The 25,465-nt window shown below is 66.2% G+C and carries 1 protein-coding gene (cut by a window edge); it reads right to left on the reverse strand.

Features of this window, described 5'->3' with window-relative positions; translation table 11 throughout:
- A protein-coding gene (locus LKD76_RS04730) for an MFS transporter (protein ID WP_227979721.1) crosses the window boundary here: on the reverse strand, positions 1-25,465 show its end. The gene runs 38,012 nt beyond the window's last position; the window shows 25,465 of its 63,477 coding nt (coding positions 38,013-63,477); its start codon lies off the right edge, out of view; its stop codon occupies positions 1-3.

The raw sequence follows: 25,465 nt of genomic DNA on the forward strand, positions 1-25,465 counted from the left end.
TTAGTTGCCCGGTGAATTGCGTGGTGGGCCAGAGACTTTGCCGTCCTCGCGTGGGGCCTGGTGTTCTGGGTCGTGCGGATGGAGGTTGGTGAGGTCGTCTTCCGTGCCGGTATCGGCGCTCTGAGCTTCTGGTTCGGAGAATGCCGCGCGCAGCCGCTCATTGGCCGCCACGGTCAACTCCTGGGCGGTCTCCGGTGTGATGTGCAGCAGGCGGCGCACTGTGTCCAGTGGCATGTCGCCGATGATGTGGAGCATGACAACGGCTTCCGCCAATTCCGAATCGGGGAGATCCGAGAGCGCTTCCCGAATTCTCGCCATCATTGCCGCCGGCACCTTCATCGGCTCCGGGGCGGGTGGATTCGCAACCTCACGTCGGGGTCCATGGGGTCCGCCGATCGGCTGTTCCAGTCTTGTGGTCTGAATTGTCGCCAATATCCGCATCTCGATAACCTTGGCCACCGGGAGGTCCAGCGCCTGAGCGATCTCGGCATCATCGGGAAACACGTCGGTTTCGTCGAAACGTCTGTTGCGGTATGTATCGATGCTGACGAGCAGATTTCGTGTTCGGTTGTCCACGTTCGGATAACGGAGCTGGAAGTAGGTCTTGCGCAGGGCGAACTGAGCAGATGACCAAGCGGCGGCGCCGAAATCGCCTGGCGGAACGAAGTTGTTCGTCGCGACCAGTATCGCGGCACTGGCAATGTTGACGAGCTCGTGGTGCTCGTAGGACAAGTTGGACCAGCGGCGTGCCAGCGCGCGTGCGATCCACATGTGTGGTTTAACGATCTGCGTCCTGATTATCCGCTCTTCCTCAGACCCCGGCCGGGCTGCGATCAACTTCCAGAACAGGCGTGTCTCGGCCTCGTCGCCCGACGTCGCATCCGTGCGTAGGTAGAAGCGCCGCAACGCCTCGACCAGCGTGTCGTTCGGAATATCCAGAGCGTCTCGAAGCTCCCGGAGGAAAACGACACCGGGCCTATCGATCCCGCGCTCGATGAAAGAGATCGATTGCTGAACCCTGCCGGCCGGGGCGCCGAGTTCAGATTGTTTCAGCCCGCGATGAAGTCGTAATGCCTTGACCCAAGCACCGATAGATTCATACACGACCGGATCAGGAATCGTCTCCCCGGCGGGATCCATCCGATAGTCGTATCCCCACGCCTCGGCGAGTTCGTTCCATGGACCCGCTCGATGCAGTACATGACGGTAGGTCTCCAACATGGCGAGGTCGGTTCTCGGTGCGCGCGTTCCTCGTTCCTGGTGATCCACTGTCTGGTCGGAGAGTCCGAGCATACGTGCCGCGCCCAATTTTGACAGGTGGTTCACCCGCCGGAAGTGCGGCAGGTATGTGCCGAAAGAGTCAGCGATATCGAAACTGGGGAAAACCAACAGCTCGCTGGTGACGTCGGAAGTATTCTTGATGAAGTCGTCGCGGTAGAAGCGCCGCAGTGCCGCGGCCAGAATTTCGGTCGGTACTGCCAGCGAGTCCCGGAGCGTCAGCAATAACGTGACGTCGGGGTTGGTATCGTGCTGCTCGATCTTCTTGACCGTCGTCTTACTTCTGCCGATCTGTGACCCGAACTCCTGCTGAGTCATTCTGTGATAGAGCCGGATCGCTTTCAGCCAGTCGTGCTCGGATCCGAAGTCGTTCGGATCGGGGGCCGTTTCGCCGGCCGGGTCCATCCGATAGCTGTAGCCCCATGCTCGGGCCAAGTCGTTCCATGCGCCGGCGCGATGCAGTACACGATCGTAGGCTTGCAGCATGTCGAGCTCATAGGTGGTCGCGCGCACTCCCTCCTCGTGCTCCCGAATCGTATGCTTGGAGTATCCGAAGACGCGCTCGGCGTCGGCGATCGTGAGATTGTTCATGCGCCGAAAGCTACGCAAATACTCGCCGAGCGACTCGGCAGAATGCAGACTCGGGAATATGAGCGATTCTCTCGCCAGGTGGGAATAGTTCTCGGCGAGATCGTCGTATGTCACGCCGCGCGAAAGCGGAATCGCCTCGATTACGGCGTCGACAGCCTTTTTCGGCGGCGCCCCCTTCTCCCAAAGCCTGACGGCGTAATCGGATTTGCCGAGCCGATCGGCCAGCGCCGCCTGCGTCCAGCCCGCGGATTCGCGATGGAAGCGAAGATAGTCACCTAGACGCTCATAGCCCTCCGGATACGCGGCTGCGCCGTCCTCGGTCAGCAGCTCGGGGAAATATCGCGCGACTTCGGTATATATCCCGCGCGCGCCCGGAACCCGGCGCAGCAACGCCCGCACCTGTTTCAGGTCCAAGCCCCCGCGGCCCTGTTCGGCCGCATCCCAGGTCCCCGGCGGCGCGTCCACCAATTCATCCATCTGCTCGGGTGGCACTCCGAGATACCGCCGGGCCTTCGACAGCCACGCCGTCACCTCGCGGCCTTCCGAGCCAGGGAACCGGCCCACTTGCTGAATGGCCTTACTGCTCGCGGTGAGCCTCGCGCGGTCCAGCCACCGCTGCGCCTGTGCCGCGTCGAGGGAATGCATCTCGATGTACTCCGCGAGGCCCTGCTTGGGGAGCCCGGACCGATCTGCCAGTCGCGACTGATGCCACTGCACGAGCCGCTGCTCCTCGGTCGACTTGTGTGCTCCCCTGGACTGCGCGCTCGGATCCCGCGGCGGTTCGGCATCCGCGGGTGCGTCCGTCGGATCGGTTGTGGGTTGCGAAATCTTGCGCCAGGGTGTGGGCTGGGCGGTCCGCGGGGTTGTCTCCGCGGCGCCGGCGGGGGCTGATACCGGTGTGGTCTGGCCCCACTCCTGTCCGCTGTCGTCGTCATGGTGGAACGCGACCGCGCCATCCGGGAGTCCGGCGAATCCAGGTCCGCCGACGCGTGGCTGCCGCTGTCGGCGTGGTGCAGGCAGATCGAGGGCGGCGTTCAGGTCGACGTTTCGGCGGTTTGCGGGTCGCGCATGACGAGCAGGGTTCGGCTCCGGAGGAGCCGATGGCTTCGAAAATGTCACATCGACGAGGAGGTGTTCCCCGGCGGGGCCGATCAAATGGTTGATGGTCACCTCGGTGAAGCCCATGTCACCGGCCATCTTTCCGGTGAATGTCCGGCGTGCCGCGTCCTCCGGGGATAGCTGCAGATCCTGTCGGCAGGCGTTGAAGGTGTCGATGTTGTCGGAAAATCTGTCGCCTACCGTCCACGGAGCGCGGATCGCACGCACGTCGGATCCGATGGCGGCCATCATGTCTCGGAACATCTGCTGGCCCGAAGGGGTGCCGTGCGCCGCCCCGATCTGGAACAAGAGCACACCGTCTAGATCCACCCACCCGTGGACGCCGTCGTACTCGCCGGCCTGGTAGGTGTTCGAGTAGGTGGCGATCGCGATATCGGCGTGGCGCGCGAGATACGCGGACGGTGTTTCCGGCGCGGGCACGGGGCCCCGCGGGAAGTAGCGTTCGCCCCATACGTCATTCGCCAGGGCGCGGGCCGACGCCGGCGCTCCCCGTGAGCCGGACACTTCCCTGGGATACAGCTTCGCCAGGGTCGACCAATCGCTGTCTCGCAACGGTCCATCAATGGTGCGGGGCGGGTCGAAGTCCAGCGCTGTCGCGGCGCGAGTGGGCCGATCGGGCACGCCGTCGGGGAAGTGCTCGGGGAATCTGTCGGAGTCGTGTCGGCCGAGTAGTCTGCCCAACGCCTGCTCCGCCGCGTCCCGGTCCGCCGCCTCCACCGGCGAATACACCAGTGCCCGTGTCCGCGCCACGACAGCGATCGACCCCGGCACGAATTCGTGGATCATGCCGTCATCGGTATTCGGATCGCGCACCTCGACGACTCTGCGGCCGTCGTAGACGAGCGTCCTGGCGCGGTCCACACCATCGATGAGCTCCAGCACCACTGCGGTTCGACCGGGGAGTCCATCGCGCATCAGCTGCTCGGCGATCTCGTCGGCCGAACCGAGGTCCCGCAACTCGGCACCCGGCTTGTCGAGTGCCTCGTATGCTTCCTTGGACAGCGCGCCCAGATCACGCGGCGGATCGGCCCGACCGTCGCCGTCCTCGGAACTATGCGCCGCGACGTGGCTCCGCGCGTCGTCCGTATCGCTCAGCGCCTTGGAATCTTCGGCTGGCTGATGCGGATCATCCTGCGCGACAATTGGTTGCGATTGTCCCGGTGTCACGTCGCCGATCGGATCGAGCAGCGGATCCGCGCTGGTGTCGGATTCGGTCGGCTGGGCCGGTGTCCAGTTGTCCCACCACTCGTCGAACTCGGTCTGCTGGGCCGGTGGCGACGTGAAGTCGTCCCACCAGTCGCCGAGACTGGTTGCGGGCGCAGCCCACTCCTCGTCGCCCGTGTCAAGATTCCAGTCGAAGCCCGCGGCCGCGTCGGGTGGTAGTCCGTCGGCAGTCGGGGCACCCCGCTCCGGGGCATCGTCAGTAGGCAGCTCACCCAATTTCCGACGCATCTCACGCAGTACTCTTTCGGGCGAATCAGGGAACTGTGCCGCCGCCACCAGATACGCGTTGATCAGCTTCTGTGCGTCGGTTGCCTGGCGTCCGTGCCAGCGCACAGCATTGCGCCCTTCGGCGAAGGCCTCGCCCGGGTGGGGTCGGCCGTCCTCGAAAAAGCTGTAGGCGCTGAGTTCACGCCACAGCCAGGACTGAAAATCATCGAGGTCGAGGTTCTCGGGACGAGTTGTTCGGACGTACAGCCGTACCAGCTCGGGTAGGAGCGCCTTCCACTCGTCGTTCTGTAATACCTTCCACATATAGTCCGGCCTGCCGCGCGCCTGGAGTGCGTGGCCCAACTCGTGGCCGACGACGCAACGGACCGCTTGGTCGCGCGGCCCAACCAGGTGACCGCTGTCGACAAGCGATGCGACCTTGTGTCGGAGCAGGTCTCTGTTTATCGCATATCGTTCCGTCAGAGTGACCCATAGCTTGCCCGATTCCATGTATGTCGCGCCGATGGTGCCGTCGTCATCCCATTGCAAGACGCCGATCACCAACGGTAAGCCCATCCGGCCGAACTCCTCGGCGTGCCATCGAATTTCCTCGATGAACTCCCGGACCGTTTCCACATCGACGTCCGCCATATCGAGACCCTCGGCCTCGATGCCCAAGTCGCGCTCGAGTTCCTCGAGCATCGCCTGTTTCGCCCGCAGCTGCTCGACCTGAATTTCTGTTGCCGGGCCGGGGAGTTCGGATCTGTTTCGCCGGTCCAACTCCCGAGCTCGATCCAGCAACAGTGTGCGCAGGACCCGCTGCCCGGCGGTCACGTTCGGCGCACCTCGTTCAACCGCCACGAACGACGTCACCAGGGCATGACGCGTATCCAACGTGCCGTCTTCGCGGAAGCTCTCCGCGTCGAACTGCTGCCGCAACCAGGCCGCGAACCCGGACTCATCCGTGCCATAGTGTTTCCGCAATTCGCCGAGGGCATGGGCCTCGGCCCGCCATTGACCCGTGAACAAGAGTGCATCGGCAAATGCGCTGACAATGGCATTGTGCACCTCCTGCGTCGAAGCGTCGCCGTTGATGCTCAGCGCGATCGATTTCGCGGCAAGGTAGGAATCCGTTGTTTCCGCTTCTGCGACAGCGGTCGGACGGTCCCCGCTATCGAGTGGCTCGGCTGTGACGGTGGACAGGCCGATGGGGAACCGGCGCAGCAGATCATGGAATAGTCGAGCGACTTCTCGTGCGTGTTCGATCTTCAGGCCGGTACTGATCTCCAACCCTCTGCCGGGGTGTCTCGCCCCGAACGCGCGCGCAACATCCGCGGAAGTGGGATACCGTCGCACGTCGAATTCGGCTCGGGAACCCAGATCTTGAAACCGCTCGATGGCTTCGACGAGACGCCCGATACCCGATGATTCGGCTGTTTCTCGGCTCAGACGTCGCAGCTGCGCCAACGGATCACGGGGATCATCGGTCGATTCATCGAACCCCCACCGCCTTTCCGGTGCACCGAGGAGCCTGTGCAAGTCATCGTCGAGAATCCGCCGCCCGGCGATATCCGTGTGCGCGGCCATATCGGCGGCTATCCGATCACGGATCCAGCCCGTCAGCTTCGCCGGTTGCCCGGCGCTGACCACCCTGCGCCAAGTCGCGTCATCCAGGTTGAACAACTCGAGCTGGATGTCGCCGACCGCCGACAGCAGCGGCTCCCACAGTCGATCCCCTCCCGGGTCGGCCATCCCGAGCAACGCCGCCACCCGCGCACGCGCCCGGTCGACCTCGTCCTTCGTCGCCGGCGGCTGTCCCCACTCCACGTCGAGTGCCGCGGGTGCTTCCCCGGACAGCGCTCCCGGATCCTGCTGCGCATCGGCCCGACCGTCGCCGTCCTCATTGTCGTACCGTCCTGATTCCGCCGAATTCCGCAGTGGGCCGAGGACTTTGCCGTCCTTGCGTGGGGCCCGCTGTTCCGGGTCGTGTGGATGGAGGCTGGTGAGGTTGTCGTCTTCATCGGTGGTGAGGTAGGCGACGAAGGCTTCCTTGATGTTGGGGTAGGTCTGTTTCCAGGTCTCGAGGGTGCGGACGCGGGGGATGCGGTCGGGATCGCTGGGGTCGGTGTGGGGGTCGTCCGGGTTGGTGATGTTGGTGTCGAAGATGACGATATTGCCGCCGGGTTTGTTGTCGGTGTTGGTGATGGTGAGGGAGTGCATTTTCTTGCCGTCGTCAAGCAGCAAGACCGCGGTGTCGGCTCCGTCCTCGAGGTTTCGTACCTTCTCGATGGTTGCGGCGACGGGGTCCTGGGTGTCGGAGTCGATTGTGACGAGTTGGGTCGCGATGGCTCGGCGAAGGTGTTCGGGGCTCTTTTGCCATTTCTTCGGTGTGGTTCCGTTGTCGAGGCCGAGGGCCCAGGTTGCCTTGGCTGTTTGGTTGATGCAGTCCAGCAGTTTCCGGGCTTTGAACATCCGGTAGATCGACCAGCCCGCGACGGTGCCGAAGGTCGCGGCCATGATTTCGCCGGTGGTTTGGTGTCCCAAGAGCGTCAGTGCGCCGCCGGCGAGCACCGGCCCCAGCGCGAGTCCGCTTCTCGTCGTCATATCGCTGAGGGCCTTGATTCGGCCGCGCACCGCCGCCGGGGTCGTCCTGTTCATGTAGGTGACGAGCGGCATTTGCGCCACACTGAGGACCGCGTAGGTGCTGGCGAAGCCCGCCGAGACGACCCAGGGGTTGGGGAAAGCCGCCGCGATCGTCGCGGGCACCGCCACACCCGCGGCCAATCTGGTCGCGAGCAATGAATTGAGACTTGCTTTCCCCCACCATCTTTCCGGTATCAGACTCCCGGCCGTACTCCCGATCGCACCGCCCATCGCGCTGAGCGACAGCGCAGCTCCCTGCTGCCACCCCGAAATGCCGGAGTCGGCGATCAGCAACGGAAGGGCTACTGTCTGGGCTCCCAAGTACACATTGCCGATAGCCAGGTTGGTGATGAAAGCCCGCCGCAGCGGGAGGTCCTTCATGGTATTCGCGCCCTCGGCGATCGACTCGCGCATGTGGACCCAGACGCTCTTCGATGCATCCCGTTTCGGCGCGGCCGGGAAGGCCGGCATCCTCGACAGTGCCGCCAGATCCACAATGCTCGTTCCGACATTGATGAGGGGAGCCAGCCAGGTCCCGGCTTTCAGTACCGCGGGCGCGAGCCCCCTCCCCAAAGCTCGGGCGAGGTTGAATTTGACGAGGTTGAAACGGGTCAGCCCGTACTGCGCATTGCCGACCATTCCGATGACCGCGCTGCCGATGGCGTTTCCGTAGATCGAGGAGGCCGCTGATCCGGCGAGCGTCGTCCCGATGAGTATGGGGGCGGTGTACGCCGTTCCGGATCCGAGGGCGGCCGCTGCCGCCAGGTCTGCTGCTATCACCCCCGCCTGGCTGGCCATCAGCAACTTCTTCGGCTGTGTGTGGTCGGTCAAATGGCCCGCGAGCAGGGCGAGGGCGATTGGTGTCAGCTGGGTGGCAAAGCCGGCGGCGCCCGCCATTCCAGGTCCGCTGTGTTCCGCGAGGTACAGCATCAGCACCATTTGCGCGAGTTCGGAACCGACATCGTTGATGAGCCCGGCGCCGAGACGGATGCCGATGTCGAGGTCGTTGCGAACCAGGTGCAGCAGCGAATCGGTGGGCTGCGTCTGCGCGGGGGGTTGGTTCTCGGCGGGGGCGGGGTCGGAACTGCTCGTGTCCTTGGGAGTTTCGTTCGCGGTGGGGTCGGAACTGGTCGTGTCCGTGGGGTTTTCTTCGAGCACCGTTTCGCCAGTGGCGGGCGACAGTTCGCCGGCCGTCCGATCGAGCGGCGGCCGCCCGGACGGCTGGTCTGCGACGCCCAGCGGGTGGACGGCCGGCCGTTGTGCCGCGAGATCTTCCTGATCCGGGGTGCTCGCGGTGGGACTGTCGGCAGGTGTTGGGGTGTGCTGGGGCTCGGGTACGGCGGGTTCGTCTGGGGTGGCTGGTTGTTGGTTGTCGGGGAGGTTGTGGAAGAACAGGCCGCCGTGTTGGAAGGGGGTGAGGCGTTGTTGTCGTCTGGGCGCGACTCGGTTGCCAGTGGCGTCGTCGAGTTGTGCCATGGCGGCCAGGTGTTCGGCCAGGACTTCGTCGGCGATGTCGAGCAGTCGTTGTGCGGTGGCTGTGGTGTCGGCAGGTTGTGGTTCTCGGGCGGCGCGGGCGTGGACTCTGGCGGTGAGGTCTCGGGCGATTCGTGGGTTGCCGAGTTGGGCCATGAGTCGGTGGTAGACCTGGCTGTTTTCGGTATCCGTGCTGGGTTCCGTGACAGCCGCCGGTTCCTCGGAATCCGGCCGCTCCGCGATGGGCGGCTCGGTCGGGGGCATGTCGCGTCGCTCGGCCTCAGCGGTGTTGTCTTGTTGCGTGGGTTGATCGGTGGTCCATGGTGTTTGTGCGGATCCTGCCGTGGCTTCTTCGAGTACGGCGTCGATTGCGGCGAGCGCGTCGGTGCTGCGCCGTACTGGTTGCTTGGTTTCTGGTGTCGGAGTGCCGGTTCCGTCGAGTGCGGCGGCGATGCCGTCGAGCGTGCGGCCGGGATCTGTGGGCAGATCGAACGCGGCCCAGGTGACGGTGCCGAAGCGTCCGAGGGAGACCATTCCGTTTCGGTTGACCGCTTCGTTGGCGAGTAGGTCCCGGAGCCGCGAGATATCGTGCGCTGCGGTGGGTTGGCGATCGGCGACCGCTACCCGGCATTGCGGGCCCGCCGGTCCCATTTCGATAGTTGCCGAGATGGCGCCTTCACGGTTGTGGCGCAGCAGTAGTTCGCCGACCAGTGTGTCGAGTAGGCGCCGGGCTCTCCTGCGTGAATCGCCGACCTTCGGGACCGCTTGCTGCACAAGCAGACTGATCGCGTCGGCGACGCGCCACCGATTTCGTCCCGCGTCGACGGCGACGCGCCATTCGGCATGGGAATGCGGAGCGGTGCCGCCGAACAGGTCGCTCGCGTTGGTCGCCGGATCGGTTCCGGCCAGCCGGAACAGCTCGGCCAGCCATTCGTTGCCGCCGAAGAACACCGCGGCGGCGTCGGAACTCGGATCCCGCTCGAGCTCCCTGATCGCCAGAATCTCCGGATCCCGTTGCACCGAGCGCTGGAAGAGTTCGATCAACGCGGGATTGTCGTCGATTCTCTGATTCGGCCTATTCGCCGTGACGGTAACGACTTTCGCGCCCGGCTCACCTGTCACCGTCACGTGCATCCGCCACGACTGGTCGAGGCGTTCGCCTGTCCACAGCGCCCGCAGTGTGTGGGTGATCGCTAGTTCGGCGGCGTCGAGGTGGTCGGAGTCGGTCCAATTGTGGCGCGTCATCTCGCTGCGCACCCGGTCGGTTACCGCCGAGACCGCCGCGTCGACCCCTTGGCCCTCCGCGGCGGTCCACTGGTTGGCACGGACACCGGATACACGGAGAATCGTCCGGGCGACCGTGCGTGCCTCGGCGCCCTCACCTTCGGTCACCGTCAGAGTCAGCAGGCCGGACCGCGACACGGTCGCCGACATGGTCATGGCGTGGTGGCCGTCCGGGGCCGCCGCATGGATCAGCGCGTCGACAGCGGTGACCGTGGTCAACGTATCAGCGCCGGGCAGGGGTCCGCCGTGTGTGCGCATGAGGCTCTCGGCAAGCTGACCTGCTTCGGACCTCGCGCGCCGCATCGGGCCGAGGTTCAGCTCGCGCGATTCGACGACCGGGTCCGTGCCGGTCCGCGCGGTGACACTCACTCGGTTGTCGATACGTTCGAAGGTGCCGACGATGGACCGGTGTCCGGCCGAGTCGTGGACGTGCCAGGTCGTGGCGCCGGACTCCAATGCTCGCAGCAGCTCCGGCGGCAGTTCCTCCCCGGCCCGATAGTGCTCGCCACCCGCCTCGATGGCGACTCGCAGCCGTGGACCATCGGGCTCGACAGTCACCCGAATCCGCTCACCCGCCATGGTGTCGGTGATGGCCGCCACGGTCGCGTTCACCGCGCCGCGCACCGCAGTCGGCCAGAACGGAACTACCTGGTCGATCGCGTCGAGAATCTCCGATCGCACCGCCTCCGGATTGCCGGGATCCACCTGCAGGTCCATCGGCGCCGGTAGCTCGTGGATGTGCGCGTCGGCATCTTCGTCGTCGGCAGGTGGTCGCTGTGGAGTACGGGAACGGTCACTGACCTCGAGTCGAATCAGGCCGGGCGCCACTTCGGTAGCGGTCAATGCCAGATCGCCGGTGGAGTCCGCCCGTGCGGCAGCGGCCAGCTGACCGATGACCGCTCGTGTCGCCGCCTCCAGCTCATCACTCAGATCCCGCGGTTCCGGGTCGATGGCGACCGAATCATTTCCCCCCACTTCATGATCGGCGATGGTCGCGACCAATTCGGCGACCTCTGCGGAGTCGTCGCCGAGGATCACCGATGCGGTGAAGCTATCCGGTCCGGTCACCTCGAATTCGAAACGATGGCCGTAGAAGGTGAGCAGTCCCAGCGCCGAGGCCCCGTCCAGACCGCTGGTATCGCGGTTGCGCACATGCAGGCGTAGCCCGAGGACTTCATGGTCACCGACCCGGACGGTGTTCACCACCAGCGTCCCGGCGGCGCCCGGATGGCCGACGATATTGCCGACCAGGATCTCGGCGAGAATCGCCGGCTGGTCGGATTGCTGTGACGGCCAGACATCTTCACTTGCCTCCATGACCAGGTCTATTGCCGTCGCGGTGATCTCGGCCGGGTCCGCATCGGCGCCGATCACCAGTTCCGCAACCAACGCGTCCGCGACGAGGGCGCTCCGCCGCGGTTCGACCGTCGCCTCGGACACGGTGTTCTCGTGCGACAACCTCCCGGTCCGGGCATCGCGCACAGCGAATTCGATGATGCGGGAGCCGAGTTCGCCGCTCACTCCGATCACCAGGTCGTATGGTTCGGTGCGATCCGCGTAGTCGGCGGCCGCCGCCCGCACCGTCCGTTCCGCCGCGAGCTTGACTTGTTCTTCCGTGTCCAGGGGCCAGTCAGCGGTCAGTTCGTGCACGACTCCCCGGGCGGCGGTGATCGTGGTGCCCAGATTCGCCCGCGGGTCCACCGTCACAATGGTCCGCACCGCGGACTCTTCCGGCGGCGCATCCTCATTCCCGCGCGCGATGGACGACGAGTCGGTGGCCGGCGTCTCCTGCGGCGCATGTGCGGCCGGGGCCACCGCCCGCTCCGACCGGCCGCCTACCGCGTGCGCGGTCGGCTGCGATGGGCTCTGATCAGATGACTCGTGACCGTTGTCGTCCGGTGATTCGGTGTCGCTCGGTGGTTCGGTGATAAGTCCGGACCCACGGCTGCTCCACGGTGTTCGCGGAGCCGGACGTGCCGATTCCGTTGCGGCGTCCTCGAGTTGTGCCATCGCGGCTTGTTGTTCGGCCGGCGCCGCGGGCCGGCCCGAACCCCCCGCGATGGCCGTTTCGGCCGGGAGCAGTCCGCGCCGTTCGGCCTCGGCGGCGGCCAGCTCGATGATCCGGTTGTGGACGACGGCCTCGCCCTCGGTCGGTGTCAGAGTGTCGACCTCGCCGGCCACCACCGATTCCGCCTCGGCCTCGTTCGTATCGAGAGCGCCGTCCTTTCGGCGGATGCCGTAGGAGCTGAACTGCACCGCCATCCATGCCCGCAACTCTGCGATGTCATCGGTGCCGTAGGTTTCCTTGAAGTATTTCGTGACCGCCTCATATGCGCTCGGGGCGTCGATGGGCAGCAGGCTGCGCAGACGATGCGCCAATTCATGAATGGCGAGGCAGTAGTACGCGCGACCGAGGTCGACGCGTAGTCGTCTGGTATCCGCCTGCACCACCGCATCGGCGTACATCACCGTCGGCGCGGCCAGCCACAATTCGTTGAGCTCGATGTCGTCGGTGGAGGCATGGCCGAATTCGGCGGAGTCGCCGGGCGCGATCTTGATCTTGGATAGTCCTCCGAGGATCGGGAACCGGGCGAGCATGTGCCGTATGGCCGCGACGAGCTGACCGGCGACCTCCGCCGTGATGCCGGGGTTGTCGATCCCGATGAGTTCGACGCCGTGGTCGGCCCGCAGTGCGGCGACCAGCGCCATCTTGGCGCTTTGTTCGATCGGTGTCACCGGGCGATAGGCGGCCGTGAGTCGCTTTCGGCCGTGATACTTCTGGGTCGATGCCCGCGAGGCGGTCTTGGTCAACAGGTCGTACAGCACCTGCTCCCCGACTGATGCAGTGACCGGATCGTGCTCCATGGCCGAGAAGGCTCCCGCCAGCGCGGCGGCTACATCCAATTCTCCATCGCGATCGAGTCCGTAGTCGCGGAACTCGCCGGCATGCCAGGCGTAAGCGTCGCGCGGAGACCATCGCCCCGGACCTCGATGACTGCTCTCGTGGTGGTCGACGAGCGTCAACTTGGCGTCCCGTGTCGCGGTCAGCCACGTCGCGTTATCGAGTGCGTAGCCGAATTCACGTCGGGTCAACCCGAGGATCGGCTCCTCGACGGACCCCACTGCGCGCCCGCTGTTGATCATCGCGGCCCATGTCGGAGCGAAGAACTCCGGGTCGGCTGCGAAGGAGTCGGACAATGTGATCGACCGCGTGTAGGGATAGCTCGTATCGGTTCCGGCAACATGGTCGCTGGTGGCGAACGGACGTCCCGCCGGGGTAGGACCGAAGCCGACCTGGAGCAGTTGGACATGTGGGTATTTCGTCAGCAATTGGTGTATGGACCGAGCGAGCTCACGAACGACTTCCACTGTCACGTCAGGCAATTCGAGCCCGAACATGCGGACGGCATGGCTGCGCCACAGCTGCGCGGCGACCTCGGCGCCCGTCGTGCAGGATTCGAACGGATCGGCCACGGTCCGATCGAGCGCATCGGCCGCGACGACCGCATCACGTGCCGCTCGAGCCAGGCGCCGATTCTGCTCACGGAGTTCCTCGGGATAGCCGGGATCGTCGAACGGCAGTCGCTGCTGTGGGGTGGCGATGCGCCAGTGGTGCTGGAGCCGCCCGTTGTGGATTCGGCGGCTCAGATCCTCGAGGAATTCGCCGGTCGAGATATCCGTTCCGGTATCCAAGGCATCGAGGACGATCGGTAGCGCGATCTCCGCCAGACGCAGATGTTCGGACAGGACATCGCGCGGAAGATCCTGGAAGTTCGTGGTGGCCAACGGAACTCGGCTGCCGGCGTGGTGGGCATCGATCCATGCCGTGTCGGTCGTTGTGCCGAGAACGGTGTCGTATCCGACGGTTTCGCCGGGGTGTTCGGCGGCCACGACCTCGAACAGTCGAGCCGCCAGCCCGACGAGTACCGATCGCGGGGGGTGTGCGCGAGCCTCGCTGCTCACCTCCCCGGGGACAGGCACGGAATCATCTGCACCCGAATCGCTCTCGCTGGATTCCTGATCGCCGTCGGCCGGGTCCACCGGCTCCGCGGACTCGGGATCGGCAGTCGTCGGGCGCGCCGGGTCTGCCGGTGCGGCGGGAGTCTGTGAGCCGCTGTGCGCTTCGCCGGAACCTTCGTCGGGTGACGTCGCGTCGTTGCGCGGCGGTCCGGTGACGGCGCCGGAGCGGGGCGTGGGCAGATTCTCATCGTGCTCGAAAATGGCTGTGAGCGAGCCGTTGTCATTCTTCATATAGGCGACATACGCCTTGTCGAAATTGGGATGGGCCTGGCTCCACTTGTCGCTGGTGCGAACGCGAGGAACTCGACCGAGGCCGTCGACGTCGATGCCGCCGATATTCGTGTCGAAGATGACAGCGGTCCCGGCGACATTGGTGACGAGGTAGGCGTGCAGGCTGTCACCCTCACCGTGGTCGACGAGGACGACGGCGGTGTCGGCTCCGCCGATGTTGTTTTCGACAGCGTGGACAACGTGCGCGAGAGGGTCGGCGGCCTCGGGATCGAATTGTGTTTCCACCAGCTGGGTTTTGATGGCGTTCTGCAGGTGGTTCCATTGGTCTTGGCCGGGCTGGAGCGAGTCGGTGACGAGACCGAGCCCGCGTAGGGCCTCGATCACCTGATTGATGCAGTCCTGCAGTCTGCGTTCGCGTTCGGTAGCGGCGATCTCGCGGTCGAACCGTGCCTGCCATGCGGCATCCGATTCGGTGGTCACTGCCGGATACGGCGTGCCCTCGGTCAGATCGGACAGACGCTGGTGCAAGAAGTCCAGGTAGACCTCGGCTATGGATTCCCCGGGTTCGGGACCGAAGTGGCTGGTGTTGGTCAGATCGTCGGCGCTCACGCCTCGCATCAGATCGGCTCGATACAGCTGCACGACGCGGTGGATCGCCAAAGCATCGGCGGTGGCGACCTCATCGGACAGTTCGGCGGCCATTCGTCGCAGCCGGGTAACCACAGACCGGCGATGAATGGCAGTAGGCAGTTCCTCTCTGATCGGCAGCCGGAGTCGGTCGACGAGATCGTTGAAAAGCCACCCCAGTAGTACATCCAGATCGAAGCGTTCGGGAACGGTGTTCGAATCCGGAGACGAATGGGCGATCACGGAATCCATAATTTTGAGGATGGACCGATGTGCTTTTTCCTTGTTCAGGCGTCTGAAGCGGTCGAAACGATCGACGATATTTCTGCGGTAACCCTCGAGTACCGCACGCGGTACATCGTGCCTGCGGTAACGAAGATAATCCCCGTCGCGCTCAGCGAATCTCTGGGCGAGGCCGCCCGGAAAATTCCGAGGAACGAATTCCAGGCTGTTACTGAAATCGAATGACCGTAGCAGGAAACCCCATTCGGCGGCCAGGTTCTTGCCCTCGTAGCGATCCCACACTGCCGTCAGGAGGTCGCCTAAGCCTTGGCTTTTCGACGCGGGAAGCCATTTATAGCTGCGCCAGTCGTCGCGTCCGACATATGGTGTTCGGTGTCGGCCGACACCCGGCACGAATTCTGCGAGAATCGTATGCAGGCGCCGATCCCATTTCTCGGTTCCAGGAATGTCGATAGCAAGCGCGGTAGCCGCCGGATCCGCGCCGACGCTTTCATAGATGATCGGTGCCAAGTCCTCGGCAGCGGCTTGATTCGCGGTCCGGACGATTTTGTCGATCGCCATGAATTTGTTTTTGAAGACGATGAGGTGTACGGACTCCGACATTGTCCGATCGCCGCGATCACCTTTGAGGAGCCTTCTGGAGCGCGTGCCGGAGGCGACCGCCTCGGTGAGCTTCTCGGAAAAGGGACGGTCGTCGACGAGATCAGTCATCCAGAAGCGAGGCTCATCGTTCAGATAGTAGATATCGCCGTTTTCGTCGGCGAATGTTGGATTCTGCGGCGACGCCGGCTCGTCGATCACGGTGCCGTCGACCGCGAGCGACACGTGCCGATAGTGGATCGGAATCTGGTTGTGAGCTGCCCAGTTTCGAAGTTGCTTCGGAACCAGCCAGCGTTGCGGGCCCGGCAGCGGTGAGACGACCAATATCCGATCCGGGCCCACGCCCACACCCTCGGCGGCCGGTTCCAACCCCTCGGCCGCGATAATGTCGCGCGCGGCAAGGACGGACAACGCGGTTCGGACTGCCGTCAGATATCGATGCGCATCGACGATCATGGGCTTCAGTCGTTCGTAATGGTGAACGGCTTCGGCCAGCAGTTCATTCTCGTTGAGGACGTCGGCGGCGGTGTCGTCGGCGACTAGCCTGCGCAGGACGGCCATCAGTCGCTGCGCTCGCCAGTCGTCGATGTGCGCGATCAGCGGATCGATCACCTCGACGGACTTCGTATGCAGAGGGGTGGTGTCGATGCCCAGCTGTCGCAGTTTCGCGAGCGCCTCGGCGGTCACCTCCGCGACCCGGCCCCGCGCCTTGTCCAATGCTCGGCGAATCGGCGGTGCGATGGTGTCCGTGGGACGTTGCGGACGGGCCGCGGCAGCGGGGTGCTGGGAGTCGTCGGGCTGGCCGGGATTGAATCGTGTGACGGTCCAGGGGGTTACCCCGCCGGGGATCGCCCCGACCGCCGGGTCGGCCTCGACGCGGCGTGGTGCGATGTCCAGGGCGTCGGCGATCTCGTTGCGAGTGGGGGGCATGGCGCCTCGGGCCGGCCGGGTGGCACGCCGCGAGGTTCGTATCTCGATATCCGCGGCCTCGGCTTCGGCACGCAATCCGGGGAGCGCCCGGTCGAGGTGGTGGTGGTCATGAGGTTCCGCGATGACGATCGCCGGTGCCCGGCCCCGGGTATCCAGCACCAGGGTGACGCCCGTGGCCAACGGAATTGTGACGGTCCGGCCCTGCGCGGTGCCGGCGGTCCGACCCGCGGTGAGAATGCCTTGCGCGTCGGCGATCTCATGCGCGGCGGTCTCCGCGGCGACGGCCGGTCGCGGTGCGAGCTCCCGCACGTCGGGGCCGCGGTAGGCGAACTCGGTCGATCCCGCTGCCAACGCCTTGGCGACCTTGTCGCACAGGCCCTTCGCCGTCATCGCGCTGGCGTGCGCGAACCAATGCGCGACGACGTTCTCGGCCTCGGTGTTGCCGTACCTGTCGTTCGGTTCCGCGATGACGTAGCGCCGGTTGACGCGTGCCATCGGCACCGGGATGGCCATTCCCCCGACGATGATCTCGCGCACCGAGGTCGCCGCGACGCGGCCGGGCTGTCGGGGATACCGGGCGTCGGCCGCTGTGCGCTCCTGTGTGGCGAGGGTGCGGGCGACCTCCGGTGCGCTGAAGGGGCCCGGCTCTTCCAGGAGCGACTCGAGCATCGCCTCGGTGGGCTGGTTGAACCAGCCGCGTTCGCGTTCGGTGATGCGATGACCGATATCGACGATATTGTCCGAAAGGAAGCCGCCCACCCCGCCTCGGGGATGGTAGAAAGCGTCCGGTTGGCTGAAGGCGTCTGTCCCCAGGGCGGCGAGCCAGCCCGGGAAGTCGGCCCCCTCGAGCGTGTCCAGGTCGGAGTAGCGCATGTACGACTCCACGAACGCGGCTACCACCGTCTCTTCCGACAACCATCCGAGTCGCAGCGCGGGATCGTGAGCATCGTTCGGATTCGTTGCCGTCCACAAGGTGCGGATCGTGCCGTCCGGGTTCGGGATCAGCTCGACGAAATCGACTGTGAATCGCCGGGCGTAGACATCGCGGAACCGAGGGTTCTGGTCGACGAATTCGCGCAGTGCCGCCGCGTGGCGACCCTCGAAGGCGGCGATCTCCAACCTGGGGCGGGCCCCGTCGCGGTCCAGGACCAAGACCTGGCCGCTGATGTAGCCGGTGGTGTTGTCCAGCCGCCTTCTCTCCTCGAGCCGCTGTTCGAGATAGGACCGGGCGGCGGCCGTGTGCAGCTCGTCCGACAGCCGTTGCTTGTCGCGGACGGCGTGCCGATAGCGCTCGAGCGGTTCGGACAGCCGGCGAATCTCGTCCTCCGCCTGCCGGACCTGCGCCCATTCGCGGGCGAGCGTACCCAGCACGCGTAGGTGCGCCGGTGGCATGGTCAGCTGATCCAACTGGTCCGGGGCGATCCCCAACTGCTCGGCCAGCGTTTCTCGCGCCGATTGCGCGCGGGCGCGCAGGGTCGCCAGTTCCCGGTCGCAGCGAGCCGGGCTCCACGCCTCCGGTGCCCGGCGTTGCGGTACGGGAAGACCCAGCTCGCGCAACAGCGTGTCTTCGGCCCGCATGCGTTCCGTCGCCAGCTCTTGGGTCGCCTCGTACAGTCGGACCTTGAGTTCGGTGACCCGTCGATACAGGGTGCCGAGCTCACCGATCCGTGCGGTGAACGATTGGTCTTCCGTTGTGGCCGTGGGGGAATCGGCCGCCGAGGTGGTGGGCGGGCCGGTCTGTTCGGGAGCCGCCGACCGCGACCCGCCCTCGCCCGACGAATCGCCACCCTTGGAGCCCGACTGCCAGGGGGTCCTGCCGGCCTGGTTGTTGCGCTGCGCCGGGTCGTCTGGTTGACCGGGGTTGAATCGTGTGACGGTCCAAGGATTCACGCCGCCGGGGACCGCCCCGATCGCCGGATCCGCGTCGGCTCTGCGCGGTGCGATGTCCAGCGCGCCGGCGATCTCGGCGCGGGTGGGTGGCATGGCGCCGCGGGCGGGCTGCCGACGCGCCGGAACCGCCGGTCGCCGCGTAGCGATGAGCTGGTCGATACGGTCGACCGTGCGGCGATAGGTATCTTCCAATCCCGCTGTCGGCCACATGGCCGCCGTGGCCACGAGACGTTCCCGCCACGACCTCAGCTGATCCGGCGAATCGATGTGCGGTCGATCGTCGGATACCAGCCCTTGCACCGCGACGATTTCCCACGGCTCGAAGTACGGCCACAGGATTGCCGTGGCCTGTTTGGCTCGATACCGCTCGAGTTCCTCGACGGTGGGTAGCTCCGGCAGGCGCGCCACGACCGCCGCGTCGGGAAGGTCTGTCATGACCGGCACCGCCGAGACGGCCGGTGTGGCGCGTGTCCCTTCCGAGATGAGCCGCGCGCCCGCACGGTCGGGATCGCTCAGTCGCTTGGCGATTTCCCTCCGCAGCGCCGACTCACTGCGGAAGAACCCAGAAGTGGAACGCAAGAGGGTGGTCGCCTCGAGATACGCCCCGCTGAACGCCTCGGCCATGAGGTCGGCGATGTCGGCGGTTCCGTCCGGCGCCGCGACCGTCCACCCGCTCTTGAAAGTGATCCCCTCGCGGTATTCGATGGGCACGGGGACATTCCCCAACGGGCCCGCGTCGACCGAGACGAGTTGTCGTGTCGACGCACCGTGGGTCGCACTGTCCTCCCAGCCGGAAATCCCTTCCCGCATGAGGTCTACGGCAATCCGAACCGGCTCGGGCAGTAGCCGCCGGGTATTCGCATCGACGGTCGTCAACGTGATATCCAGCGGAGCCAGCCAGGCTGTGAGTGTCGGTACCGCGGATTTCGGCGCCGCGGAGGCCGCGCCACGGCTCCGCAGGGCCAGGTAGGCGCGAAGCAGTCGCCGGTGCAACTCTCGCTGGAACGCGGCCCGATACTCCCGCTCGATCTCCGCGCGCTCCAGCTCCGCCAGCGTGGTGCCCGTCGGCTCCTCCGCCAACTGCAGGTAGCGGACGCGCCAGCCCTGCCACAGCGCGGGAGCCAGCGATGGGTCCTGTCGCACAGCGGCTTCGAGCGCGCGAATATGCCCGCCTTCGGGGGCCGCGACCCAGATCTCCGGTTGCTGTCCAGGGAAATGCACCACACCGGGCGCGCAGATCCGGCCATCGCGCACGGCGAGTTCACGCTCGAAGATCTCGTGTGCCCGGGGAATGAGCCACCGATTGAGCGCCCGATCGTAACGCAGGACGACCGAATCCAGTTCGGCGAGATCTTCGAGTTGGGCGCGCAGTTGCCCACGTTCGCGCAACAGCGGTTCCGCCAGCGCCGAACGGGTGTTCGGTTCGTCGTCCCGCAACTGGGCAACCGATACGCCCAGGCTCGCCAGTTCCGACTCGACGTGGCCGCGCCGGCTGTGGACGAGTCGGCGCCAAGCCGCGCGGGAACCGTTGTCGGGCAGGGAAAGGCCCAACCGCGACGCCAATTCCGCGCGCCGCCGTTCCAGCTGGCGCAGGTACTCCGTGGTCGGCTCGAGTGGTTCTCCGGCCGAATCGAACGACGTTGTGTGGAACGCGACGGACCGCCCGGATTCGTCGGCCGAGTAGGGGGCGATCGTTCCGGTCCGCGGGTCCATCCGAACGATGTGGGCGCCGAAAAGCGCGCCGGTGAAGGAGAAGTCGCCCTGGTGCAATTCGTATTCGAGCTGCCCGTCGGGGCCGTTCTCGATTACCGAGACCCAGCCTCGCCGCGGCAGCTGGGACACCGCGTTCGTGATCGATGCGAGGTCGGTGTGGGTGCTCGGGGTGCCGGCTCGCCGATCGCCGGGCCGGATCGTGGCATCCGCCGAATCCGGGAACGCCTCCGCTGCCACGGCCGCGGCCGCGGCGAACTTCTCCCGGATCGTCAACGCATGAGTCCGGCCGGTTACCGCATCGGTGGCCGTCACCACGGCGGTGCGGGCACCCGGCCAGCCCGATGAAGTGACCGCCACCGACATCGATCGCGTCACGCGGCCGTCGTGTGTACCGACGACCTCTGCCAACCAGGTGGCCGCCGCATCCGCCGGACGGTCCGGGCCTGCCCAGGATTCGTCCGCGTCCCGCAACGCGGCGCGCACATGATCAGAGATCGGATAGAGGCTGGTGCCGGTCCGCACCGGAATGGTGACTCCCCGGGTGGGGTATGGGGTGTCGCCGTAACCGACCTCGAATTCCCCGCGTACGCCGGAAGCTTCCACGACGGCCCGGATCTCGGTACCGAACCGGGCCGGCGCGAGCTGCAGCGTGACCGACGCGTCGCTCGGCATCTCCGGTGAGTAGCCCACACCATCGGCGCGCATTTGCAGCTGCTCCCGCTCGATATGCTGGATCAGCGCGGTAAGGTCCTGCACTCCCGGTATGGGCCCCCTGCTCCCGGTGAGTGCGCGCAGGAGATTGTCGAACTCGATCACGTGATCGTGGTTGGCGTCGTAATCGGTGTCCCGCAGCATCATCGCGATCGATATCGTCCGGTCGGAGCGCATCTCGACCTCGATGGTGCGGACCGAGCCCATCGGGATGTGGAATACGCGGCGGCCGTCCGCCATCGCCTGTCCGGTGAACCTCGAAACCGGTCGACGCGCAGCCGACCTGTGGACACCGGCCTTGTCGGCGAGCGCGGACGCGAACACGCCCACCGCCTCGATTTGCTGAGTGGCCCAAAGTTGGTCGGTGACCGGCCAATCCGCGGTGACGAGTGGCACGACGCGGTCCGGCTCGCCGGTATGCGATGCGGTCTGCTGTGTATTCGGCTGTCCGTCGCGTCGCGGGCGAACGGCGCTGACATCGTCGCCCCCGCGGGGGTCGTCGGCGAACACCAGCCAGGGGTTGTCCAGCTGACCGGGGAGCACAGCGGGGGCGCGGTCGTTCACCACACCGCCGAATGGGTCGTAGCTTTCCACGCCGGGCGCGGTGCCCCGCCCCCGCTGCCGAGCGCCGCCGGATCGAGGCTTACCGTCATCGCGGGGGCGAGCGTTGTCCCCGTTGACGCCCTCGGCGGAGCCCGGTCGTGAATTGTCCCGTTGTCCGGGGACGATCGGGGCCAGGCGGTTGTCCGCTGGACTGGCCGGAAGAGGCCCTCTCTCCCGGTTCACGGTGTGCTCGTCGTCGCCGCGCGCGGCCGGCACCCGCCTGCGTACCGCCAGGCCGTCACTGACATCGAGCAGCTGCTGGGCCGTGGCACGGCAGGAGTCGCAGTCCTGAAGATGGGCATCGACTCTGCTGTCGGCCCGCTCGGGCAGTGTCCTTCGTGCCCACGCGCCGAGCTTGTCCACAGTGTCGCGGCATGATTCGTCCGGGTCTTGCGGAAGGTGCGCTCGCAGGTAAGCCGCTCGTAACTCCTCGAATGCCCGGTGCCGCGCCACGGTGGCGGCATTGGCGGTGGGCACGCCGATGAGCTGGGCGAGCTCCGCGGCCGGTAGGTCGGGGTTGAGCAGGATTGTCAAAGCCCGCTCGGACACTGTGGCAAGCGCCCGCCGGACGAGTTTTCGTTCGGCGTCTTCGACTGCCGTATCGACGAAGGAAACACCTCGGTCATAGACCGACATGTCCTCGCTCAATGTGATTCGTTCGCTGTAGCTCTTCTGCATCGTGAAGGCGTGCCTGCGCAGTGCGGTCAGCACATATGCCCGGAACGCGGTGTCGGGCCCCGAACCGCGAACCAGGGCTGCCAACGTTGCGGTGAACGCGTGAGACACCAGCTCGTCCGCGTCCGTGTGCCGGAAATGGCTCCGCGCGTGCCGCCGCACGGCGTCGATATGGCGCTCGAACAGCGTGCCGAACGCTTGTTTGTCACCGTTGCGTACAGCGGCCATCAGTTCGACATCGTCGCGCGGGTCGTTGTCGGCAGGTGTTGGTGTGCGCGGGCGCTGCGCCGGTATCACCGTACCTTCGGGGCGCGGGGAATCGGTGCTCTCGGATGCCGCCGTGTCCGGTGCGGCCGGCGTGGACTCCGGCCCCCGAACCGTCTGGTCCGGAATGAAATCCAACCGGTCGCGGGACGAGTCGTCACCGGTCTCGGCGCGCCCGAGGCGGGTGGTGGGGCCAGGTGCAGGTTGCCCGTCGACGGCCGCCGGTTGCGTGCGGGGACCGATGAAGATCTCGGGCATGCCGTCGGCCGTGTAGACGATGGCATGGAAGGTCGCGCCCCGCAGCCCTTGTTCCCGGAGCTCGGCAAGACGTGCGAGCGCTGCGTCACCCCGCAGATCGTGTTCGACGAGCTCGCCGTCGCGATCGGGCCGCACCTCGTGCAACCGAAGTCCGTCGGCGTCCGTGGTCAGCGTGAGGGTGTGGCCGTCGATGTGGTCTTCCCGCGCCTGCGGTGCCTGCACGGTCAGCAGCGCCAGGGCGGCGGGATCGTCGGATTCGGTGATGCGGGAGACGAATTCGTCGAGGGTGCCGTCCGTCCATCCGCCGTTCGCGTATTGGGCCAACTCGCGAGGGTGCAAGCCGGTGTATTGGAGGATGGCCATGGTGTCGGCGTCCGGCATCCGGGCCGGGGTGCTGATGAAATGGCCGCGGATGAAGGCGAGTTCGGAGACACCGCAGCGAGCGGGCACCATGGACGCGCCCCACACGGACCCGGATTCGAGTGCCGATTGCACCTCGGCATCGACTTCCGAGTCTGTATCTACCTCCGCGCCACGGGCTTTCGATGATGTCGCGCCGTGCCGCGCGCGCAACCGCAGGCGCTTACCCCGCGGGCGTGCCGGCTCCGCATTGACGGCGCGTTCTGCCAGATCGCCACGTCCGATCAGGACCCAGCCGAGATTGTCCAGTCCGCGTCCGGGCGCCCGTCCGTCCTCGTCCGCCCACAGGTAGTAGGAGGAGTGCGGGGTGACTACGTAGCGATCCTTCAGCGTGGATTGTGCTGCGCCGCCAGGTACTTCGGTGGTGAGCGAGGCCGCGCCGAAAATGGCCGCCGCCGGGCTGATGCCGTGGCCGGCATTGGCGAATCGGCCACGCCTGCCGGCTGATTGGGCGCCGACATTGGCGACCGGATCCGCCTTCTCCCACATCACGTACACCGGCACGCCGAAATCATCGGCATGCGTCACGCGACGACCGGCCCCGGGAGAACCGGTGAGAATGACCTGGTCGACTTCGCCGGCCAGCCGTGGATCGCCCAAAGCGTCCACTGCCGCGTTACACAGGGTGGTCGAACCGTAACTGTGGCCGATAGCGTTGTGCAGCACCGGTACCGGTGCTCCGTCGGGCTGTTGCCCGTAATACTCGCGGGTGGCGTTGAACGCCGCGATTTCGTGGGCCACGATCTCACCGCCTTCCTCGGCCATCCGCGGTGAGGCAACGGAGAGGTCGGTGGGGCACTGAAAGCCGATGTCGAGGATCGTGGCCACCGAGGCGCCGGTCGCCCGTCGAGTCGTGATCTCGTACAGGGCCTGCGCGGGAGCGGAACGGCGATGCAGTGTCCGGACCGTGGTCTGGAAGCCGTTCATCATCCGGTTCACGATCGCGGCGGAGTCCGCATTGCCGATCGACACGATCACGCGTCCGTTGCCATCGTCAGCTTCGGCGTCGAAGGCGAGTAGCTGGACCGGCGGACGACCCGACAGCTTCGCGGCATCGTCCTCGATCGCCATCAGCTGGTGGCGGACGGCGACGAGATTGCGCAACTCCGCGAATTCGGCCTGGGTGAGCGTGGGATCGGGAACCATGGCCCGCAACTCGGCGGCGGTGCGCTGCACGAGGGCCCGGGCGCGTTCGAGACCGCCGGCCTCCGCGGCGATCGAAGGTTCGTCGGCCACCGGCCGGCGCAGCAGGAAATGCCGGATCTTACGATCGACCGACAGCCGGTTCGCCCTGTCCCGTACCTCGTAGGGAATGCCGTCGGCGTTCCCGATCCAGTGCGGATACGTGCGCAGCAGTGCGAATTGCCCATCGGACAGGCCGAGTTCGATCTGCAGGGCCGGCAGGCCGGGACGGTCGGGGAGGCCGGTGTTCAGTTCCTCCCACCACTGCGCGACCTTGCCGGTGTGCGCGCGGGCGGCGGCGGTGACCTTGTCGGCGGCCACGGTCTGCACCAGGGTCTGCTCGTCGGCATTCGGTCCGAAATACCGGCGGAGTCCGGTCAGCGCGCTGTCGGCCAGGCGCCGTTCGGCATCGGTCGGATCGGAATCGGCCAGTGGTGTGGCGGGAAGAACCGGTGCGGCAACGGGTTCAGTCTTCTTACCGCGAGCGGCTCCGTGTTCGCCGAACATGTGCACGACCGGCAGCTGTTCGACGGCGCGGCGACCGGTACGTGGCCGGATGCCCTCGTCCAACGGGGATGCGGGCACCGAGCCGGAGGCCGGCGCCGGTTCGGCGGTCCGCACTCGTGGTGCGGTAGCGGACGTGCCGACGTGCGGTACGGCGACCCCCGTGGTCACGACGCCCCGTTCGATTCGGAAAGTGCCGGACATGCGGACCGGTCCGGTCGCCGTGGCGACCCGGGCGTCGAACCGTCCGGTGGTGCCGTCCGGCCCCGGATGCACTGTGACGGTGATCTGCCGGGGATTCGGTGTGGTCCCGTCCAGCCGAGTCCGCACCCGGGCCAGATTCGCTGTGGCCGAGGCCAGTACCTGCTCCCAGCGCACTGCGTCGAATTGCGCTGTGAGAGCGGCCACATGGGATAGTTCGCGTTTCGTCGCGGGGGGTTCGGCATCGGTGGTTTGCCGGTGGTGTGGCCGGGCGTCGAGGCCGATCGCGCTGAACTGGGTGGCATCCGCGATCGCGACCGCGGTGAATCCGTCCGTCTCGGCGATATCGCCGACGAGCCGAGCCGGCCACAGCGGCCTGCCGTCGGCATCCAGCTCGATGGGTGCGTTCGCCAGGCCGGCCTGTTGCAGCGCGCGTACGGTGTTGCGCCAGACATTCAGGCTGGAATTGCCGGTGTCGTCGAAGGATTCGCTGGTGTGCGCCTGTGGCGGCAGGAGGCCGCGCATCGGTGCGGCGGTGGACGCTTCCGGTGAACCGATGTGGTGCGCGGTAGTT

Source organism: Nocardia spumae, assembly GCF_020733635.1.
GTDB lineage: Bacteria > Actinomycetota > Actinomycetes > Mycobacteriales > Mycobacteriaceae > Nocardia > Nocardia spumae.